Annotated in this window: 18 protein-coding genes and 1 pseudogene; 13 read left to right on the forward strand and 6 right to left on the reverse strand. The window is 60.2% G+C overall.

The window, feature by feature from the left end; all coding sequences use genetic code 11:
- Positions 1–125 precede the first annotated feature (125 nt).
- From ACMV18_RS14445 to ACMV18_RS14455, 3 genes and pseudogenes are all read right to left on the reverse strand, one after another.
- On the reverse strand, positions 126–2,966 hold the full coding sequence (locus ACMV18_RS14445; protein WP_420818418.1) for a molybdopterin-dependent oxidoreductase: 2,841 nt from the start codon (positions 2,964–2,966) through the stop codon (positions 126–128).
- Between the two features lie 71 nt (positions 2,967–3,037).
- Positions 3,038–3,847 (reverse strand): type IV pili methyl-accepting chemotaxis transducer N-terminal domain-containing protein, encoded by an 810-nt coding sequence (locus tag ACMV18_RS14450; RefSeq protein WP_420818419.1) that lies wholly within the window; start codon positions 3,845–3,847, stop codon positions 3,038–3,040.
- Positions 3,848–3,997: 150 nt separating this feature from the next.
- A pseudogene (locus tag ACMV18_RS14455) lies at positions 3,998–5,200 on the reverse strand (NAD(P)/FAD-dependent oxidoreductase); the annotation flags it as partial.
- 172 nt (positions 5,201–5,372) lie between these two features.
- On the opposite strand from ACMV18_RS14455, the gene ACMV18_RS14460 reads away from it, so the two are divergent.
- On the forward strand, positions 5,373–7,106 hold the full coding sequence (locus ACMV18_RS14460) for a protein kinase domain-containing protein (protein ID WP_420818420.1): 1,734 nt from the start codon (positions 5,373–5,375) through the stop codon (positions 7,104–7,106).
- A gap of 94 nt (positions 7,107–7,200) precedes the next feature.
- On the opposite strand, the gene ACMV18_RS14465 is transcribed toward ACMV18_RS14460, so the two are convergent.
- Complete coding sequence (locus ACMV18_RS14465) at positions 7,201–8,430, reverse strand: MFS transporter (protein ID WP_420818421.1); 1,230 nt, start codon at positions 8,428–8,430, stop codon at positions 7,201–7,203.
- Positions 8,431–8,616: 186 nt separating this feature from the next.
- Here ACMV18_RS14465 and dcd point away from each other — a divergent pair, with 186 nt between their 5' ends.
- The 4 genes from dcd to ACMV18_RS14485 all read left to right on the forward strand — a co-directional run bounded on the left by dcd (position 8,617) and on the right by ACMV18_RS14485 (position 11,409).
- Entirely contained in the window at positions 8,617–9,186 is a 570-nt protein-coding gene (dcd, locus tag ACMV18_RS14470) for a dCTP deaminase (RefSeq protein ID WP_374258730.1), read from the forward strand.
- A gap of 252 nt (positions 9,187–9,438) precedes the next feature.
- Positions 9,439–9,834, forward strand: a complete 396-nt coding sequence (locus tag ACMV18_RS14475; RefSeq protein WP_374258728.1) for a DUF1801 domain-containing protein — start codon at positions 9,439–9,441, stop codon at positions 9,832–9,834.
- A 47-nt stretch (positions 9,835–9,881) separates the two neighbouring features.
- Positions 9,882–10,739, forward strand: a complete 858-nt coding sequence (locus tag ACMV18_RS14480) for a 3',5'-nucleoside bisphosphate phosphatase (RefSeq protein WP_374258726.1) — start codon at positions 9,882–9,884, stop codon at positions 10,737–10,739.
- Positions 10,740–10,782: 43 nt separating this feature from the next.
- Entirely contained in the window at positions 10,783–11,409 is a 627-nt protein-coding gene (locus tag ACMV18_RS14485) for an L-threonylcarbamoyladenylate synthase (protein ID WP_420818422.1), read from the forward strand.
- On the opposite strand, the gene ACMV18_RS14490 is transcribed toward ACMV18_RS14485, so the two are convergent.
- The gene (locus ACMV18_RS14490; protein WP_420818423.1) at positions 11,387–11,776 is read right to left on the reverse strand and encodes a glutaredoxin family protein; all 390 of its coding nucleotides are present in this window, start codon (positions 11,774–11,776) and stop codon (positions 11,387–11,389) included. The genes ACMV18_RS14485 and ACMV18_RS14490 overlap by 23 nt on opposite strands.
- Before the next feature lie 4 nt (positions 11,777–11,780).
- The gene (gene plsY, locus ACMV18_RS14495) at positions 11,781–12,422 is read right to left on the reverse strand and encodes a glycerol-3-phosphate 1-O-acyltransferase PlsY (RefSeq protein WP_420818424.1); all 642 of its coding nucleotides are present in this window, start codon (positions 12,420–12,422) and stop codon (positions 11,781–11,783) included.
- A 158-nt stretch (positions 12,423–12,580) separates the two neighbouring features.
- Here plsY and ACMV18_RS14500 point away from each other — a divergent pair, with 158 nt between their 5' ends.
- From ACMV18_RS14500 to ACMV18_RS14535, 8 genes are all read left to right on the forward strand, one after another.
- A complete protein-coding gene (locus ACMV18_RS14500; protein WP_420818425.1) occupies positions 12,581–13,330 on the forward strand; it encodes a hypothetical protein in 750 nt (249 codons plus the stop codon).
- 50 nt (positions 13,331–13,380) lie between these two features.
- The gene (locus tag ACMV18_RS14505; RefSeq protein ID WP_420818426.1) at positions 13,381–14,160 is read left to right on the forward strand and encodes an HdaA/DnaA family protein; all 780 of its coding nucleotides are present in this window, start codon (positions 13,381–13,383) and stop codon (positions 14,158–14,160) included.
- The gene (locus tag ACMV18_RS14510) at positions 14,157–14,825 is read left to right on the forward strand and encodes an HAD family hydrolase (protein WP_420818427.1); all 669 of its coding nucleotides are present in this window, start codon (positions 14,157–14,159) and stop codon (positions 14,823–14,825) included. Before ACMV18_RS14505 ends, ACMV18_RS14510 begins: the two co-directional genes overlap by 4 nt.
- Positions 14,822–16,393, forward strand: coding sequence for a polynucleotide adenylyltransferase PcnB (gene pcnB, locus ACMV18_RS14515; protein WP_420818428.1), 1,572 nt, complete (start codon positions 14,822–14,824; stop codon positions 16,391–16,393). Before ACMV18_RS14510 ends, pcnB begins: the two co-directional genes overlap by 4 nt.
- The gene (gene folK / locus ACMV18_RS14520; RefSeq protein ID WP_420818429.1) at positions 16,393–16,956 is read left to right on the forward strand and encodes a 2-amino-4-hydroxy-6-hydroxymethyldihydropteridine diphosphokinase; all 564 of its coding nucleotides are present in this window, start codon (positions 16,393–16,395) and stop codon (positions 16,954–16,956) included. Before pcnB ends, folK begins: the two co-directional genes overlap by 1 nt.
- 320 nt (positions 16,957–17,276) lie before the next feature.
- On the forward strand, positions 17,277–17,489 hold the full coding sequence (gene rpsU / locus ACMV18_RS14525; RefSeq protein WP_012346814.1) for a 30S ribosomal protein S21: 213 nt from the start codon (positions 17,277–17,279) through the stop codon (positions 17,487–17,489).
- 121 nt (positions 17,490–17,610) lie between these two features.
- Positions 17,611–18,057, forward strand: coding sequence for a GatB/YqeY domain-containing protein (locus tag ACMV18_RS14530; RefSeq protein WP_374258711.1), 447 nt, complete (start codon positions 17,611–17,613; stop codon positions 18,055–18,057).
- A 41-nt stretch (positions 18,058–18,098) separates the two neighbouring features.
- On the forward strand, positions 18,099–18,452 hold the full coding sequence (locus ACMV18_RS14535) for a TIGR01244 family sulfur transferase (RefSeq protein WP_374258710.1): 354 nt from the start codon (positions 18,099–18,101) through the stop codon (positions 18,450–18,452).
- The last annotated feature ends 91 nt before the right edge of the window (positions 18,453–18,543 follow it).

The following is an 18,543-nucleotide window of genomic DNA, read 5'->3' on the forward strand; positions in this document are numbered from 1 at the left end:
GATCGGCGCGGGCAAGTTCAGGCCGTTGCGAGCATTGCAACCGGCTTAACGTGCTTTATTTTCCGAATTCTGAGACGACCCCCTCATAGGAGGGTCTCAATTGGGGTCGCACCGATTATGACGGGCTATGCCAGTGCCGCAGATGCTGTGTGGTCGCCGACTGGGGTTTGCTTGACCAGCTTTTTGAGCGTGGGGATGCACGAACCGCAGTTTGTGCCGCACTTCAGGGCCTGCTGCAGCAATGTCAGTCGTGCATCTGGCTGGCCCTCTGTAGACCTTAGCACCGTGACGATTTGTGGCTCGCTCACATTGAAGCAGGTACAGATCTGTGCGCCCTTTGCCTCCGTTTCGACGGGTGCAACGGGGCCTGGTGTCAGCAGTCGCTGGCCATAGCTGTCGATGATCTGTTCGTCTTGCAGCAGGGGGCGCAACCACGCTTCGGAACGGATGTCACCCGTCATGATGAAGGCGCTCAGGCGCGAGCCCGCGGCGGTGCGTTCAATGTGCATGGTCCGCTCTTGATGCGCGTGCGGGTCTGCATAGGTCATGACATCGACGTCGCCAATGCCCAGCAACTCCTTGATCTGCAGGATGACCGACTCTGCGATGGCCGCTGTGTGTGCAGCACGGAACAAGATGCCGACCTTGCCCTCCGCATGCGGTTCACGCCCGAATGGCACACAGCTGGCAAAGGCAAAACTGCGCATCAATGGCTTCAATGCTGTGCGTACGTGCATGGCCTCCGATTCGGGCAACCATGCCACGGCCAGCAAGCGCCAGGGCAGGCTGACGGGGGTGAGTTGCACGGACGCGTGTTTCAGTTCAGGTTGCTTTGATGTTGGGCAGAACGCCCCCGTCGTGACCGCATTGACGCCGGCAATGGGCTTGTGGTGACGGTCATGCCCGCTCAGGAATTCTTCGCCCCAATGCATGGCCATGAAGACTTGGCGTTGCGCGACCGCTTCACTGGCCTGCACCGGTGCGACCAGTTCACCTCGACGCGACGCCATGCAAACCAAATCGCCGTTGGTCAAGCCCAGTGCACGCATGTCGTCCGCGTGCATCTCGAGCGCCGGCTCGGCCACGTGTCCAAACAATCGCCCCAGGTTGCCGGTTCGACTCATGCCGTGCCATTGGTCCCGCAGACGACCTGTGTTCAAGGCAAAAGGGTAAGCGCCGTTTGTGGGCTCGGCCACAGTCTCATACCGCACCGGCGCAAACTTGGCGCGCCCGTCGGGTGTCGGAAACTTGCCATCGGTGTAGAGGCGGGACGCCCCTTGCGCGGCGCCCTCTGGCATGGGCCATTGCTGTGGCCCTGTCTGCTCCAGCAGCGCATAGCTCATGCCTGTGATGTCCAGATCACGCCCCCGGGTAGATTCACGGTGCTCATTCCACACCGACTCGGGTGAATCGTACGGGAACAGCGTGGTGGTGCCGGGCACATAGCGGTCGACCTGTGGCGCCAGTCGCCGCTCCAGTCGACGGCCGAACTCGGAGAAGATGTCCCAGTCGTGTCGCGCTTCCCCCATGGGGTCGATGGCTGCACGGACGCGGCTGATGCGGCGCTCGCTGTTGGTGACGGTGCCGTCTTTCTCTCCCCAGGTGGTCGCGGGAAGCAGCAGGTCACCAAAGGCACAGGTGGCCGTGCTGGCAAACGCCTCTTGCACCACGACATATTCGCAGCGACTCAAGCCTTCGCGAACAAGGGCCTGATCCGGCAAGGATTGAGCGGGGTTGGTGCATGCAATCCAGATGGCCTTGAGGTCGCCCCTGGCAGCGGCTTCAAACATTTCCACGGCCGTGAAACCAGGTGTGGCCGGCACATCGTTCACACCCCACAGGGCAGCCACCTCGGCACGGTCTTCAGGCTTGCCAAGATCTCGGTGTGCACTGAGCAGCGTGGACATGCCACCCACCTCGCGTCCACCCATGGCATTTGGTTGCCCCGTCAATGAGAACGGGCCGGCACCCGGTAAGCCAATTTGCCCGGTCGCCAGATGAAGGTTGATCAGCGCAGCATTTTTGTCGGTGCCCCGACTGCTTTGGTTCAACCCTTGGCAATACAGAGACAGTGTGGGCGTGTGCGCGCCAAACCATCGCGCGGCTTGAATGATGTCCTCGGCTGGTACGCCGCAGACCGCAGCGGTGTGTCCCGGCGTGAAGGGCTCTACTTGCGCCTTCAGGGCCTCGAAGCCGTTGGTGTGCGCCTCGATGTAGGCAGGGTTCGTCAGCCCCTCCTTCAGCAGGATGTGCAGCATGCCGTGATACAGCGCCACATCGGTTCCTGGGCGAATCGCCAAGTGCAGGTCGGCCATCTCGGCCGTTTCCGTGCGACGCGGGTCAACCACAATCAACTTCATGTCCGGGTTGGCCTGCCGGGCATCTTCTATGCGGCGGAACAGAATGGGATGCGCGTACGCCGTGTTGGAGCCAGTGATGAACAGCGTCTGCGCGAACTGGAAATCCTCATAGCAAGCCGGTGGCGCATCGCTGCCCAGGGTGGCTTTGTACCCAGTGACGGCACTGCTCATGCACAGTCTGGAGTTCGTGTCGAGGTTGTTGGTGCCAATCAACCCCTTCACCAGCTTGTTGAGAACATAGTAGTCCTCGGTCAAGAGTTGGCCGGACCCATAAAACGCCACCGCGTTGGGGCCATGTTGCCGGATGATGGCGGCAAACTTGTCGGCCGCCTCTTCCAGTGCGTTGTCCCACGACAGCGGGGCGGCTTCCCCGCTGCGTTGCGCTCTGCGCATGGGCGTCAGCAGTCGCACTTGTTGCTGAAGGCTGTGTGCCGCAGTCAGGTGAAGCGTGCTGCCCTTTGTGCAGAGTCGGCCACGATTGGCAGGATGTTCCGGATCGCCTTGCACATGGGTGATCCGCCCCTCCTTTGACTCAATCAGTACGCCGCACCCCGTACCACAATACGGGCAGGTTGCACGGGTCACACAGGGCTTGGCTTCGGTCATGACGCTTCTCTCTTGAGTTCTCTCAGCGGGATGGGCGGTCATGCTGTGCTGACCGCCTCGGTGTCTTGCGATCAGGTCAGCTTGCTGTACAAGCCGGTCACCAGGTCCATGACTTGCAAAATGTTCTCGCTACTGGAAAACACCTCGCTGGAATGCAGCGAGGCATTGGCCGTATCACCCGCGCGCGACAGTGCGTTGTCGAAGAAAATCCATTGCTGCTGAGCCATTTCCAGCTGTCCCTTGATGGCAGGGGTGGTTTCCGGTGCGTTCTTCAGCGTTTGCAAAGCGTCCACGAACTCTTTTCTCGCGACGTCGAGCTCCTTGAGCTGATCCGGCGTCGCGACGCCCCACGCCTTGCTGAGATAGCACTTGGCAGAACGCTGCGACAGCATCCGCTGACGGCCGGCCATGTTGACGAGCTTGCCGACGGACCGACCAGACAGCTGTTCCAACTGAACTGTGCCCTGATGAGCCAGCTTCAACACGCGGCCCTCCAGTGCCAAGACCTGCTGAGCCGTGGCTCGATCAGGCGCTTTCCCCACCAGTGCAGACTTGTAGTCGCTCCAGACCGAATCCAGGGTGCTGTACGTTGTCTTGATGTCTGGACTGGGGGCGTAGGCCTTGAGCTCGGTCAGTTGGCGGTCAAACAGCGCCATCGACTCAGACAAGATCTTGTCTGCTTTCTTGGCTTCGATGCCCTGTCCGACAGCCAGCCAGGCCTTGGCCATGCGTTGCGACAGCATGCGCTGACGACCAGCCTTGTTGATGGCATCGTTCATGTTGACCACTTGCGCGGAGGCCGTGTGAGGCAGTAGCGTGGCGAAGGGCAGGGCTGCGCCAACCTTGAGGAGCGCACGACGCTCGAAAAGTTGATTTGTCATGATGGATAAAAGGTGTGGTGATGTCGGGCAAAGCTGTCAGGCAAGCGCGCCTTCTTGGGCGCCTTCCTTCTCAGCGGGCTGCGTGGCAGCGCATGGCGATGATTCATTCAGCCCGGACGTCTGTCCTTGAACTGGTTGGTGTTGAGCTGGCTCGCCAAACATCAATTGAGATCGAATGGAGGCAATCTTGCTGCCATCCTTGATCAATCTGAAGTAATAGCTGCCATCGGTCGTATCGCCATACATGCAGGCTCCGACCAGCTTGTCATCTTTGATCACCAGTTTTTTGTACACCTTGGCAAACGGGTCGGACAGAACGATGGACTCCGTGCCTTCTCCGCCGACAAAGTCACCTGCCGAAAACAGGTCGATGCCAGTCACCTTGAGCTTGGTGGATGTCTGCGAGCCCACATACCGCCCAATGCCGTACATGGCCAGATGGTTGGCGCACACCTTGCCTTGCTCAAACAGTGGCGCGACCAGCCCGTAGGCCACACCTCGGTGCGCGGCACACTCGCCCACGGCGTAAACGCGCGGGTCCGTCACGGTCTGCATGGTGTCCGTCACCACAATGCCGCGGTTGCAGTGGATGCCGGCCTGCTCAGCCAAAGCCGTGTTGGGGCGGACGCCTGCAGCAATCACCACCAGATCCGCAGGGAGCGACCCGCCATCCGTGAAGCGAATGCTGCTGACATGGCCAGAGGCGTCGCCGAGCATCTCCTTGGTCTGCACGCCCATGCGGAACTTGAGACCCCGCCGCTCCAGAGCCTCTTGAAGCAAGCCCGCCGCGACGTGATCGAGTTGACGCTCCAGCAAGGTGCGGGAAATGTGCACCACCGTGACATCCATGCCTCGCAACATCAAGCCATTGGCGGCCTCCAAGCCGAGCAAGCCACCGCCAATCACGATGGCGTGACGCTTGGTGCGCGCCGCATCGATCATGTAGTTGGTATCGGCAATGTCGCGGTAGGCAATGACGCCTTCCAGATCGCCGCCCTCAACGGGTGGTTTGAAGGGATTCGAGCCGGTTGCCAGCAAGAGCCGGTCGTACTCCGCCTGGGTCCCATCGTCTGCTGTGACGATCCTTCGTTTGCGATCGACGCTCACCACCCGCTTGCCGAGGTGAAGGGTGATGCCATGCTCGGCATACCATTCCAGCGGGTTGAGAACAATTTCATCCAGTGTTTGCTCCCCGGCCAGCACCGGAGACAGCAGGATGCGGTTGTAGTTAGGGTGTGGCTCAGCCCCAAAGACTGTGATGTCATACATGTCTGGCGCCAGCTTGAGCAGTTCCTCAAGCGTGCGAACACCAGCCATGCCATTGCCCACCATCACCAGTTTCATCTTGGTCATGGGAATGCTCCGTCAGCGAATATCAGAATCGTTATGCCGATCACCAAGCAGAAATCGGGCCAGTTCGCGCAGATGGCGTCGGGCTCGGAAATTGCTCCCTGTCTCGGGCATAAAAAAGCGTGGCGCGCAGGGCGTGCACACGTCGCTGAGGACAGTCAGATGAAAGATAACAATGAGCTTTGATGTTGAGGTGGGGGTGTGCAGCCGAATTGGCCCGCGTCCCGAGTTAGAGGACTACGCCCAAGTCGCCTCGCCAGCGGCTGCAGACGAGCACCTGGGTGTGCTGGCTGCGCTGGCAGATGGCGTGTCGACCGGTGGAGGCGGGCGCGAGGCCGCTCGGAGTACCGTTCACGCCTTGCTGACCGATTACTACTGCACGCCCGCGACCTGGGATACCACGGTGGCGCTTGAGCGCCTCATCTCCGCACAAAACACTTGGCTTGTCGATCACAACCGTCGGCGCCAGAACATCCGCGATGAATCAGATCGCATCACCGGCATGACGACCCTGACCGCGCTGGTGCTGCAGGGGCATGGTTACACGCTGGCGCACGTGGGCGACAGCCGTGCATTTCTGGTGCGCGGCGGCGAGTGCGTGCAGCTCACGCAAGATCACACACTGGGCTCGCTGCCGTTTCAGAATGGATTGACACGCGCCATTGGGCTGGACGACGGCATCCGCGTCGAATACCAGACCGGTGACCTTCAGATCGGTGACGTCTTTGTGCTCACGAGCGACGGCGTGCATGGGGTTGTGAAACCGAAGGCCATGCTGGATCTGATGGCAATGGGGGCGGCACAAGATGTCGCCGATGCACTGGTTGCCAAGGCCTTGCAGGCAGGGGGGCGGGACAATGCCACCGCGGTCGTGCTACGCATACAGGGCCTGGCGGGCAGCCGACTTCAGGACGCCGAGCGGCGGGGGCGAACGCTGCCCGTTCCACCCCGGCTGAATGCGGGGGATGTGCTGGACGGACTTCGTGTCGAGCGATGCGTCTTTGCCAATGGCATCCACCGGCTCTACAAGGTCCAAGACCTGCAAACCGGGCAATGGCTGGCCCTGAAGACCTTGCACGAAGCGCGGGCCAGTGACCCGGAGGAGCTGGCCATGCTGGCGCATGAGGCCTGGTTGGGCGCGCGCGTTACCGAGCGAGATCCCAGAGGCCTCGTGCGCGTGCATGAACGAGGGGCAGCCACTCGGTTTTATGCACTGTTTGACTGGCACGACGGGGCCACACTCCGCGACATGCTCGAAGATCAGCGGCAGTTCACGGTGCGAGAGGTGGTCGATGCGGTGTCCGTTGTGGTGCGCGCGTTGGGACGCTTGCACCAATATGGCGTGATTCACCGCGACATCAAGCCTGACAACATCCATCGCAGCGAAGACGGCTACTGGCGCATCTTTGATTTGGGGGTGGCCTTGTCAGGCAAGGAGCCGGAAGCCTTGCGTGTCCTCCATGCGGGCACGCCCAGCTACATGAACCCAGAACAATGGGATGACGACGCTGCCCTGACGCAGGCAGCCCCTCAAAACGACCTCTTTGCGTTGGGGGTGACGCTGTACGAGTGGCTCACAGGCAAGTTGCCCTATGGTGATGTCGAACCCTATCAGCGGGGGCGCTACAAGCGAGACCCGGTCGCGCCATCGCGCTTGAGGCCGGATGTGCCCATCTGGCTTGACCACATCGTGCTCAAGGCCATTTCCAGGGATCCGCGGCAGCGCTTTGAGACGGCCGAAGAGATGGCGCTGGCACTCGATCGTGGCGCATCTCGCCCGCTGAACGCCCCCTTGTCGACGCCCCTCATCGCTCGTGACCCATTGGCCCTCTGGCAGATCGCGTTGGGCCTGTCCGTGCTCTTCAATTTGCTGCTGGTGTACTGGGTCGTCTTTTTGCCCAAGGCTTGAGCGGCTTCTTGATCACAGATCGACGGCGAAACGAAAAAGGCTCCCCCTGGTGGGAGGAGCCTTCTGTGCGAAGCAGCCTTGCGGGCAGGGCGCCTCAGCGCCGAGCAGCGGCCGGTGTCCGTCGTGCCTTGCCGCCTTTTTCTGCCCAGGTTCGGGTCCAGCGAATTTGCATGACGCGCATCATGCCCAGCACTGCCACGCCCAAAATCGCAAAGGCCAGGAAGCCATAGAAGTACGTGCCAAAGTGCTGCTTCGACAAGCCCATGGCGTTGGGGATGAAGCCGCCGCCCAGTGCGCCCAGTTCACCAATCATGGAGCCGGCAACGGCCGTCGTCAGAGGCCAGCGCAAGGGCACCAGTTGGAACAAGGCGCCATTGCCCGCACCCAATGCCGCAAAACACAGCATGAACAGCAGCGTGGTCAGGGCCAAGTTCTGTCCCATCGTGCCGCACACCACCAGCGTCACGATGACCAGTGCCAACACACCCGTCAGTGCGTTGATGCCACCCCAACGGTCCGACACGTAGCCACCCACGACTCGCGTGGCTGACCCCATCAGCGTGGCCAGCATGGTCAGTTGCCCGGCTTCAATCTTGGTGACCTTGAACTGATCGTAGAAGTAGGTGGGCAGGAAGTTGGCCAGGCCAATGAAGCCCCCAAAGGTGATCACGTAGATCAGGCTGAATGCCCAGCCGTCTTTCTCAAACAGGCAAGCCACGTGTTCGCGGAAAGTCTGATGTTCGCGATCTGGTGGCTCCTTGGCAATTACGGCCATGACGATCATGGGCAGGACCATCGTGGCAGCAGCCAGTCCATAGACAGCCTGCCAGCCAAACTTGGTGGCGAGCGGTGGCGCAAACAAGACGGCGAGCACCGTGCCGCTGTTGCCTGCACCAGCGATGCCCATGGCCAGGCCCTTGTATTTGGCTGGGAACCAGCCTGAGCCCAGCGACAAAGCAATGCCAAAGCTGCCACCGGCAATCCCGAGCAACACGCCCATGGCCAGCACTTCATCGTGGGTGTCCACAAAGAAGTAGCCGAACAGCAAGGCCAGGATGATCAGCGCCATTTCCACCATCGCAGCACTCTTGCGGCCAATGTACTGCGCCATCACGCCCAGCGGGAAGCGCATCAGTGCGCCGGCCAGAATGGGTACCGAGATCATGAACCCCTTCTGAGCGGGCGTCAGATGGAAGGTCTCGGAGATGAACGGCGCCATGGCACCGTTGAGCACCCAGATGGCGAAGGTGAAATCGAAGTAAAGAAATGAAGCGAGCAGGGTCGGAGGATGCCCTGCCTTCAGGAAGGCTTTGAAATCTGACATGTGAACCTCAGCGTATTGCACATCACCACCTCTAGGTGGGCGCGTGCTTGTTTTTTGGTGAGTTTCATCAAGCGATTTCTGTGCCACAAAGTGTGCATTTCATTGGTGCGCCAGTTGCCGCAAACGACACTTCGCAGCAACGGCGCCGCAATCAAGCACAATCACGCCTGTAGAACAGGAGATTGCATGAGTATCAAGTCAGACCGCTGGATTCGTCGCATGGCCGAGGAGCACGGCATGATTGAGCCGTTTGAGCCCGGGCAGATTCGTTATGCCGCCGACGGCCAGAAGATCGTGAGCTATGGCACCAGCAGTTATGGCTACGACATCCGCGTGGCGCCCGAGTTCAAAGTGTTCACGAACATCCACTCCACCGTGGTGGATCCGAAGAACTTCGACGAGAAGAGTTTTGTCGACATCAACAGCGATGTCTGCATCATTCCGCCCAACAGCTTCGCCTTGGCTCGCACGGTCGAATACTTCCGCATCCCACGCAATGTGCTGACCATCTGCCTGGGCAAGAGCACCTACGCGCGATGCGGCATCATCGTCAACGTCACCCCGTTCGAGCCCGAGTGGGAAGGCTACGTGACGCTTGAATTCAGCAACACCACGCCGCTGCCCGCCAAGATTTACGCGGGTGAAGGTTGCGCACAAGTGCTGTTTTTCGAGAGCGATGAAGTTTGCGAGACAAGTTACCGTGACCGAGGTGGCAAATACCAAGGTCAGACCGGTGTCACGTTGCCCAAGACCTGACATCATTGGGGCATGCAGTCTCTCGATAGGCCGCCCCTTGGTTGAACGGAATGTTTTCCGACGCTCTGTTAGACTCTGCCCCTCAGGCATTCCAGTCGAACGAGCGTCGGTGGCGCATCGTTCAAGCCCATAAGCATCAACACAGAAGAGGTGGTCAGCAGGGCTGCGCGCTCATGCGAAGGTCGTCAGGCCTTCGGGAGGGGTGGGCGCACGGAAGCCTTTTGTTGTACCTTTTGTGATGGGCCTACCCTCATGCGCCGACCTCTTCAGTCCCCCGCGCTGATCAATGCGTTTTACGACAGCCTGCGCCCCGAACAACGGGACACTGCGCAAGCCATGCATCGCGCGATTCTGGCCGCTGCGCCACACCTCCGACCCGAGGTGAAATGGGGCAACCTGTGCTTCATGAACGAACACGAGAACGTCATGGCGATCGTGCTCTACAAGATGAATGCGCACTTGCAGATTTTCAATGGCGTCATGTTGGTGCCTGAGTTTCCCGAGCTGGAAGGCGCAGGCAAGGGCATGCGTCACATCAAAGTCCGGTATCGCCATCCCGTGGATGAGCAACTGGTTCGTGAACTGACTCTGGGCAGCCTTCAGGCTGCGGCCTCTGCGGCGGCGCGAGCCAGTCGCCGATGGGGTTAATGCCGCGTGTGATGCGGCGCTCATCCGGGGCTTGATAGCATTTGCACATGTCATCCATCAACGCTGATCTTCACTGCCACTCCAACGTTTCAGACGGCACGCTGTCGCCTGAAGCTGTTGCCGAGCGCGCCTTCAACAATGGTGTGCGCTTGTGGGCCTTGACGGATCATGATGAAGTGGGTGGCCAGCGCCGGGCCTGTGAAGCGGCCAACCGTTTGGGGATGGACTACCTCACCGGCAGTGAAATTTCGGTGACCTACGCAGGCAAGACGGTTCACATCGTGGGCTTGGGCTTTGATGCCGACAACGAACAGTTGGTGAAAGGTCTGGCTGACACGCGTGGTGGTCGGGAGCGTCGTGCACACGAAATGGCCGAGGATCTGGCCAAGGTCGGGATTCACGGCGCCTTCGAGGGCGCGCTGAAATACGTCGGTAACCCTGACCTCATTTCTCGCACGCACTTTGCGCGTTATCTCGTCGAGATCGGGCTGTGCGCCGATTCGCATGAAGTGTTTCGACGCTATCTCGTTGAAGGCAAGCCGGGCTACGTGGGGCACCGTTGGGCGACTTTGAGTAACGCGGTCCGCTGGATCACGCAGGCCGGCGGTGTGGCAGTGATCGCCCATCCGGGTCGTTATGACTTCACGCCCAACGAAGAGCACGCGTTGTTCACCGAGTTCAAGGCACTGGGCGGCGAAGGGGTGGAAGTGGTCACCGGTAGCCACACGCCCGATGAATACGTCAAGTACGCAGACATGGCCCGGTCGTTCGATCTGTTGGCATCGCGCGGCTCGGACTTTCATGATCCGTCCGAGAGTCACATTGATCTGGGCGCCTTGCCAGACTTGCCGTCCAGGCTCACGCCGGTTTGGGAAGCGTTGTCGCATCGCATCGTGCGCGCTTGATCCCATTTGCTTGCGTGGTGCGGGTGCGGTAGGCTGAACAGTTATGGCCCAGTTGTTTGAAGTTCATCCGGAACACCCTCAGCCCCGTCTGCTCAAGCAGGCGGCAGATATCCTGCATCAAGGTGGCGTTGTGGCCATTCCCACAGACTCCAGCTATGCCTTGGTGTGCCACCTCGATGACAAAGCAGCCGTTGACGCTTTGCGTCGTGTGCGCGGTGTGGATGAGCGGCACCATCTGACGCTGCTCTGTCGCGACCTCTCTGAGTTGGCCAACTACGCCAGAGTCGACAACGCGCAATACCGTATGCTGAAGGCTGCGACGCCGGGGCCCTACACCTTCATTCTCGAAGCCACGAAAGAAGTGCCTCGCCGGGTGTCTCATCCATCGCGGCGCACCATTGGGCTGCGCGTGCCGGATCATCGGGTCACGCAATCGTTGCTGGAGTTGATGGGGCAGCCCTTGCTGGCGACCACCTTGATCCTGCCTGATCACGACGAGCCGCTCAACGATGCAGATGAGATCCGCGATGCGCTCGAAAAGCGCATTCAGGCAGTGGTCGATGCTGGTGCGTGCCCGATGGCGCCGACCACCGTGATTGACCTCAGTAAAGGCAGTGTGGAAGTGGTCCGCGAGGGACGGGGCGACCTCAGCGTACTCGGTCTGGCGTGACGGACTGAAGGGCTTGGTCAAGCCAGGCTACATCAAAGCCAAGGTGCCATTGATCGCCCACACGCATCAGCGGCACACCAGGTGCTCCCTGCCGATTGAAGGCTGCCTGACACGCCTGGTCGAGCTCAATGTTGCACTCAGTCCAGCGGACTTGGTGCCCATCCAGCCAGACCTTGGCCTGTGCGCAATAGGGGCACGTCGACGTCGTGTACAGGGTGATGGGCACACTTTGCGCACGTGACTGGATCGAGGCAGACAACTGCTCGCGCTGCCACCAGTGATAGGCTTGAAAGCCCCCTGAAACAACGGCCAGCAGCAATGCCAGTGCCCACAGCGATCGGCCCCATGGCGTGTGTGATGGCCTCATCGTGTCAGGCCTTGGATACAGGAGGCGCGCTGGCCTTTTGACCAATCTTGCTTTCTTGCCCGGCAATCAGCTTGCGGATGTTGGCTTCATGGCGCCAAATCAGCAGCGCGCTCATGACCACAACGCCGATGGTCTGCACACTCAGTCCCCAGCCGAGCACCTGAATGGCCGGCGCCGCCAGCGAAGCAATCAGTGCGGCCAGTGACGAGTAACGCGTGATCACGGCCACGGCCAACCACGTCAGCAAGACCAGGCCACCCAGCCCGCCGGCAAAACCCAGCAGCACGCCGGCGGCGGTTGCGACGCCTTTGCCGCCTTCAAATTTGAAGAACACCGGCCACAGGTGCCCCAGGAAAGCGCCCAAACCGATGGCCGTCACCACGGTCACGTCCAGACCCATTTGCACCGCGATCGCGACGGGGATGTAACCCTTCAACGCATCAAACACCAAGGTCAGGATGGCTGCAGCCTTGTTGCCCGAGCGCAAAACGTTGGTCGCGCCCGGGTTGCCCGAGCCGTAACTGCGTGGATCGGCCAAGCCAAAGAGGCGGCTCACGATCACGGCAAAAGACAAAGAGCCGATCAGGTAAGCAATCACTGCACCGCCAGCGGCCAGCACAACAGGATCCAGAGAAGACAGGTTCATACCAGGACAGACAGAATCTTGACAGGCCGCCAGTGTAGTGGCTCAACCCCCCTCCAATTAAGGGGCGATCCATTGTTCGAGGGGGTTTTTACTATCTCATATCGTTGTTCGTTATTCAGAAAATCGCGGCAATTCAGACAAATACAGGTCGAGCCCGCATGATTTCTTATGAGCGTTCAGGTTGGTACCAGCGCCCCTGGTTTCTGGCAGCAGCAGCCGGTATTTTGATTGGCTTGAGCTATTGGTTTTGGGAGGCGAGGGCAGACGCTTCTGCGCAAGGCGCAGGGGTATCTGATGGCCACTCCCTGCGAGGGCTGGAGGCGCACATGGCTCAAACCGGCAGTGAGGTGCCGTCGGCCCTTTTGGTGCCACCTTCCGTGATGCCTGACGGGCGCCCATCAGATTTTTCTGCAGAAGATTGGCGGGCGCTGAAAGATGCCGCGTCGACCGCAGACAGCCCCCAAATGGAGCTTGATCGGCTGGTGGCCTATTTGCGCTTTCAAAAAGGATTCAGTCAGTGGCAATCCCTGCGCGACAGCTCTGATGTCGGTATGCGACACCAATTGGCCCAACGCCTGTTGGATCAGGTTCCTGACCGATTGAAGCAGGGCGAAATCACGTCTGGCGAAGCCGTGATGCTCCAGCAAGCCCTTCTGGGGGACATCGAGCCCGATGAGACGTTGCGCAAACAGAAGTTCGAGTTGCTGTCTGCTGAGTTGAAGGCCGTTGCGCCACAACCCGACCCCAAGAAGCAAGCAGACGAAAGCGCCCGCCTGGCTGAATACAAGCGACGCGAGGCCGCGATCGTGGCCGACTATCAGGCGAAGCCAGAGCACGACCGCAGTCAGGCCAAGTTGGAGGAAGCATTGGAGGCTGCCCGCGTCGCGGTGTACGGCGGCAAGAATTAAGCCGCCTGTTGCGAAAGGGAGGGCAGGAGATCGATAGAATCTCCGCCCACATGATCAGCAGCCTTTCGCTCACTCCTGTTGCCCATTCCGGCCAGCCGTCGATGCGCCAGATCCCCTTGGATCTGGGGCCTGTCAGCGTGCCCGGACTGGAAGAGTTCATCGAAGGCGATAACCACGAACTGTTGGCCTGGCTCAAGGCGTGGCCTGCTGTCGAGCGGCTGGGAACCCATGTCTATTTGTGGGGCCCGAAAGGCGCCGGCAAAACCCATCTGTTGCGTGCCATGATCGAGCGCGCATTGCAGGCGGGGTTTGGTGTCATCTGGCTCAATGCGCAGACTTGTCAGATGTGGGATGCGCCAGACCTTGGGGCACCGACACTGGCACTGATCGACGAGTGCGAGCAGCTGGATGCCAATCACCAGCACCTTGCGTTCAATCTTTTCATCGAGTCTGCCGCCGGGGCTGCCGCGTTAGCCGGTGGTGAGCGGGTGGACGCTTCGGTGGGGCCGCTGTACATCATCGCGGCCGGCGCGACCCCAGCGATCGATCTGGCAGTGCGCGACGATTTGCGCACCCGACTGGGCTGGGGGCTGACATTCGTCTTGCATACTCTGCCCGAGGACGGACTCAAGGCAGCCTTGACACACGAAGCTGCCCGCCGTGGCATGACGCTCGGTGACGAGTTGCTGTCTTACTTGTTGACGCGCTACAGCCGTGACCTGGGCTTCCTGATGAACCTGCTGGACCGCCTGGATCGCTACGCTCTGGCCGAGCAGCGCATGCTCACCGTCCCTTTGCTGAAACAGATGCTGGCCTCGGAGACCGCATGAACCTTTGCTTGTTTGACCTCGACCACACGTTGCTGCCATTTGACTCGGATCACGAGTTTGGCGAATTCATCATTCGGCGAGGGCTGGTGGATGCTGCGGCGTACCGTGCCACCAACGACGGTTTCTATCAGCAGTACTGTGAGGGCACGTTGGTGCTCGCTGACTACATCCGTTTCACCACCAGTGTCTGGCGTCAAATGGATGCCAAGGCGCAAGAAGCCCTGCAGCAGGGATTCATGGAAGAGGTCATTTATCCTGCGATGAAGCCGCAGGCTTTGGAATTGGTCGAGCAACATCGCCATCAGGGAGATCTGATTGCCATCGTGACGGCCACCAATGAGTTTGTGACGCGCCCCATCGCCGACGCCTTCAATGTCGATGACCTGTTGGCCGTGGAGTTGGTGAGGGATACAGAAGGCCGCGTGACAGGGGAAATTGCCGGCATTCCTTCCTTCAGAGAAGGCAAAATCGCACGTGTGGAACAATGGCTTGCCGGTCAAGGCCGGCAACTGGGCGATTTTGATCGCGTCAGTTTCTACAGTGACTCCCCCAACGACCTGCCTCTGCTGGAGCGAGCCAGCGATCCGGTCGCAACCAATCCCAGCCCCGCGCTGGAGAGCGTTGCCCGCGAACGTGGCTGGCGCATCCTGAAGTTGTTTGAATGATCAAAAGCCTGATAGACAAAATCCTGGGTAAAGACCAAGCCCGCAAGCACCCTGGCACCAAAGGTGGCCGCACGGGGGCGAAGGCTTCGCGTATCCCGACAGGCAAGCGCGTCGATGTGCCGCAGTCCGAGCACGGCATTGATCCGGACTTGGTGGATGATCGTGCGCGTCGCGTGGTGGAAACACTGCAAGACGCGGGCTACGAGGCCTACATCGTGGGCGGTGCCGTGCGCGATCTGCTGCTGGGGCATCGTCCGAAAGACTTTGACGTGGCCACCAACGCCACGCCTGAGCAGGTCAAGTCCTTGTTCCGTCGTGCGTTCATCATCGGGCGTCGTTTCCGCATCGTTCATGTGGTGTATGGACGTGGCCGTGAGCACGAGGTGATTGAAGTCTCGACTTTCCGTGCCTACCTCGACCCGAACGCGGCCGAGCAGGTCACCGGGAATGAGAAGACGTCGCGCAAGGAGTTGGGCGACAAGTCACATGTGGTGGATGCCAGCGGTCGTGTGTTGCGCGATAACGTCTGGGGGCCGCAGGATCAGGATGCCGCGCGTCGCGACTTCACTGTCAACGCGATGTATTACGACCCCCGCACGGGTGTCGTGGTCGATTACCACGGTGGCATCAAGGACGCCAAAAAGCGCGTGCTGCGCATGATTGGTGACCCGGTGGTGCGTTATCGGGAGGATCCGGTTCGCATCATTCGCGTGGTGCGTTTTGCCGCGAAATTGGGCTTCGATATTGAGCCCAAGACCCGTGAGCCTTTGCAGGAGATGTCTGAACTGCTCTCCAACGTGCCGCAGTCTCGCCTGTTTGACGAAATGATCAAGCTGCTTCAGACCGGGCATGCCGAAGCGTCGTTGGCGCAATTGAGGCACCAAGGTCTGGATAGCGGCGTGTTCCCGATTCTGGATGCTGTCTTTGACGAGGCGCGTCGACATCCTGGTCGTGAACAGTTTGTTCAATTGGCGCTGGCGGACACCGATCGCCGTGTTGGTGAGGGCAAGCCGGTGGCGCCCAGCTTCTTGCTGGCTTGCTTGCTTTGGCACGATGTGCTGGATCATTGGAAGCGCAACCAGGCGCAGGGCGAGCCTGTGTTCCCAGCCTTGCAGACGGCGACGGATCAGGTTTTTGATGCGCGCATTGGCGACATCTCTGGTCGCGGCAAGCTTGCCGCCGACATGCGTGAGATCTGGACCATGCAGCCGCGCTTCGATCGTCGCGTCGGCAATGGCCCATACACGCTGGTGGCGCAGCCTCGATTCCGCGCAGGATTTGATTTCCTCCGTTTGCGTGCCCAGGCTGGTGAAGCGGATCCCGAACTGGCTCGCTGGTGGGAGGCGTTCTCGCTGGCCGATGAGGCTGAGCAGCGGGACTTGATGGATGCCGCGCGCCAGCAGGAAATCAGCAAGCGGCAGCAAGCCCCCCGTTCCGCCTCCGCAAAGGGCGGCTCCAGCGTCGCTGGGGATGATGCGGGCGCTGCCGCCAAGAAGCGCCGTCGTCGTCGCCGTAAGCCTGCAGGCGAGGGTGGGGCGTCGGGCCAGGGTGGTGGAGACGCATCTTGATGCAGTCGAGTGGCGCGGCGTTGTCGGCTGCGCCGCATTTCATCGCCTACATCGGCTTGGGCGGCAATCTCGGGGATGTTCACACCCGGTTGCGACAGGCCCGAGATGGGATGAGTCTGTTCCCGTCCACGGCGGTATTGGCCTCATCTCCGCTGTATCGCACCAAGCCAGTCGATGCCACAGGACCGGATTACATCAACGCGGTGATTGCTTTGCGCACGCCCTTGGGCCCCTTGGAATTACTGAGTTGCCTCCAGGCCCTGGAGATTCACCATGATCGTCAGCGCCCGTATGTGAATGCGCCGCGCACGCTGGATCTGGACGTGTTGTGGCACGGCGGCTTGCAGCGCGAGGCCGATCCACTGCATTTGCCTCATCCCCGCATGTTGCAGCGAGCCTTCGTGCTGGAGCCACTTTGGGATGTCGTGCAGACATTGCGGTGTCAGCCTTCAAGGCTTGACGGGTTGTTCCCTGTGTTGATGGCGGAAAACCTTCCGGACGCGGGCCGGCGCGCGATCTTGGCGCAAGAGCAGGGTATTGAGCGCCTGGATCAGCCTTTTTGAGTTCATCTGTCCAGATTCTTGCGGGTAAATCTGGAATATTTGTTGAAATCGGGGTAGAATCTCAGGCTTTGTTGGTGGGGCTTCGTGCATGTTTGCAAAGAAGTCCACTGGCCAAGCGTGTTCAGTCATCGCTGTGCACACCGAGACAGGTCAGCCCGTTTTCCAGCCGCGAATTCCGGACGTGGTAAACGGGGGCGGGCCCAGACCCTGGTGGCAGCAGTATGCAGACCCTTACGGGCTTGTGTGGCGACCTGAAGATGTGCGGTTGGTGGCCATGTTCGGGCCCTGTTGAATGCATTCACACTGAAAGCGAATTAGTAATGACGACCATCCGTGTCAAAGAGAACGAGCCGTTCGACGTTGCCCTGCGCCGCTTCAAGCGCACCATCGAAAAGCTGGGCCTGCTGACCGAACTGCGCGCTCGCGAGTTCTACGAAAAGCCCACCGCTGAGCGTAAGCGCAAGAAGGCTGCTGCCGTCAAGCGTCACTACAAGCGCGTGCGCAGCATGCAGCTGCCCAAGAAGCTGTACTAATTGCTTCTTCGGTTGTCGGATTGGCTTCGCTGACCGGCGTCGTCAACCAGACCACAAGCCCGCGCGGGGACGCCCATGCGGGCTTTGTCTTTTTCTGAACTGTTTTTTTCAAGAGCAGACCATGAGCCTCAAACAAACCATCTCTGACGACATGAAGGCCGCAATGCGTGCCAAGGAAGCCGACCGTCTGGGTACCATCCGCATGCTGTTGGCCGCCATGAAGCAGAAGGAAGTGGATGAGCGCGTCGAACTGGACGATGCCATGATCGTTGCGATCGTGGACAAGCTCATCAAGCAGCGCAAGGACGCTGCGCAGCAGTACGACGCCGCAGGCCGTGCAGATTTGGCCGACAAGGAAAAGGCCGAGATCGTTGTCCTGGAGGGCTACCTGCCCAAGCGCTTGACGGCGGAAGAAATCTCGGATGCCGTGAAGGCCATCGTGGTCGAGTTGGGCGCGGCGGGTCCAGGCGACATGGGTAAGGTGATGGGTGTGGTCAAGCAGCGCTTGGCTGGGCAGGCCGACATGGGCTTGGTGTCTGCTGCGGTCAAGGCAGCACTGGCCGGTTGATTGCGACACAATCCAGACTTTCACATTCAAGGGTTTTGACCATGAGCGAATCTGTGACGCTGCAACCGATTGCCCCGGAAGTTTTTGCCGCCCCTCAGCTCACGCCTGAAGCCATGGCGGCCGTGGCTGAGGCTGGGTTCAAGGCGGTGTTGAACAATCGCCCTGATATGGAAGGTGGCCCCGATCAGCCTACGAGCGCGGCCATTGAGCAGGCCGCTCAGGCTGCCGGTTTGGCGTATGCACACCTGCCGGTGCAAGGCGGGTATCAGTCACCAGAAGAAATTGCGCAGTGTGCGGCGCTTTTGAAGACGTTGCCGCGACCTTTGTTGATGTTCTGCCGCAGTGGTGCGCGCTCGACCAAGCTCTACATGCAAGCGATTGCGCTGGACGATTGAACGCCTTCGATGGCGGTTGTCGCCCATGAAAAACGGAGCCCTTGAGGCTCCGTTTTAATTTGGGGCGCGGGCTCCGGCGATCAACTGATCC

This window comes from Aquabacterium sp. (assembly GCF_048860245.1).
Lineage (GTDB): Bacteria > Pseudomonadota > Gammaproteobacteria > Burkholderiales > Burkholderiaceae_C > Aquabacterium.

Coding starts and splice junctions, on each gene's coding strand:
- ACMV18_RS14445 (WP_420818418.1), bottom strand. CDS start 2,966: ATGACCGAAGCCAAGCCCTGTGTGACCCGTGCAACCTGCCCGTATTGT.
- ACMV18_RS14450 (WP_420818419.1), bottom strand. CDS start 3,847: ATGACAAATCAACTTTTCGAGCGTCGTGCGCTCCTCAAGGTTGGCGCA.
- ACMV18_RS14460 (WP_420818420.1), top strand. CDS start 5,373: ATGAGCTTTGATGTTGAGGTGGGGGTGTGCAGCCGAATTGGCCCGCGT.
- ACMV18_RS14465 (WP_420818421.1), bottom strand. CDS start 8,430: ATGTCAGATTTCAAAGCCTTCCTGAAGGCAGGGCATCCTCCGACCCTG.
- dcd (WP_374258730.1), top strand. CDS start 8,617: ATGAGTATCAAGTCAGACCGCTGGATTCGTCGCATGGCCGAGGAGCAC.
- ACMV18_RS14475 (WP_374258728.1), top strand. CDS start 9,439: ATGCGCCGACCTCTTCAGTCCCCCGCGCTGATCAATGCGTTTTACGAC.
- ACMV18_RS14480 (WP_374258726.1), top strand. CDS start 9,882: ATGTCATCCATCAACGCTGATCTTCACTGCCACTCCAACGTTTCAGAC.
- ACMV18_RS14485 (WP_420818422.1), top strand. CDS start 10,783: ATGGCCCAGTTGTTTGAAGTTCATCCGGAACACCCTCAGCCCCGTCTG.
- ACMV18_RS14490 (WP_420818423.1), bottom strand. CDS start 11,776: ATGAGGCCATCACACACGCCATGGGGCCGATCGCTGTGGGCACTGGCA.
- plsY (WP_420818424.1), bottom strand. CDS start 12,422: ATGAACCTGTCTTCTCTGGATCCTGTTGTGCTGGCCGCTGGCGGTGCA.
- ACMV18_RS14500 (WP_420818425.1), top strand. CDS start 12,581: ATGATTTCTTATGAGCGTTCAGGTTGGTACCAGCGCCCCTGGTTTCTG.
- ACMV18_RS14505 (WP_420818426.1), top strand. CDS start 13,381: ATGATCAGCAGCCTTTCGCTCACTCCTGTTGCCCATTCCGGCCAGCCG.
- ACMV18_RS14510 (WP_420818427.1), top strand. CDS start 14,157: ATGAACCTTTGCTTGTTTGACCTCGACCACACGTTGCTGCCATTTGAC.
- pcnB (WP_420818428.1), top strand. CDS start 14,822: ATGATCAAAAGCCTGATAGACAAAATCCTGGGTAAAGACCAAGCCCGC.
- folK (WP_420818429.1), top strand. CDS start 16,393: ATGCAGTCGAGTGGCGCGGCGTTGTCGGCTGCGCCGCATTTCATCGCC.
- rpsU (WP_012346814.1), top strand. CDS start 17,277: ATGACGACCATCCGTGTCAAAGAGAACGAGCCGTTCGACGTTGCCCTG.
- ACMV18_RS14530 (WP_374258711.1), top strand. CDS start 17,611: ATGAGCCTCAAACAAACCATCTCTGACGACATGAAGGCCGCAATGCGT.
- ACMV18_RS14535 (WP_374258710.1), top strand. CDS start 18,099: ATGAGCGAATCTGTGACGCTGCAACCGATTGCCCCGGAAGTTTTTGCC.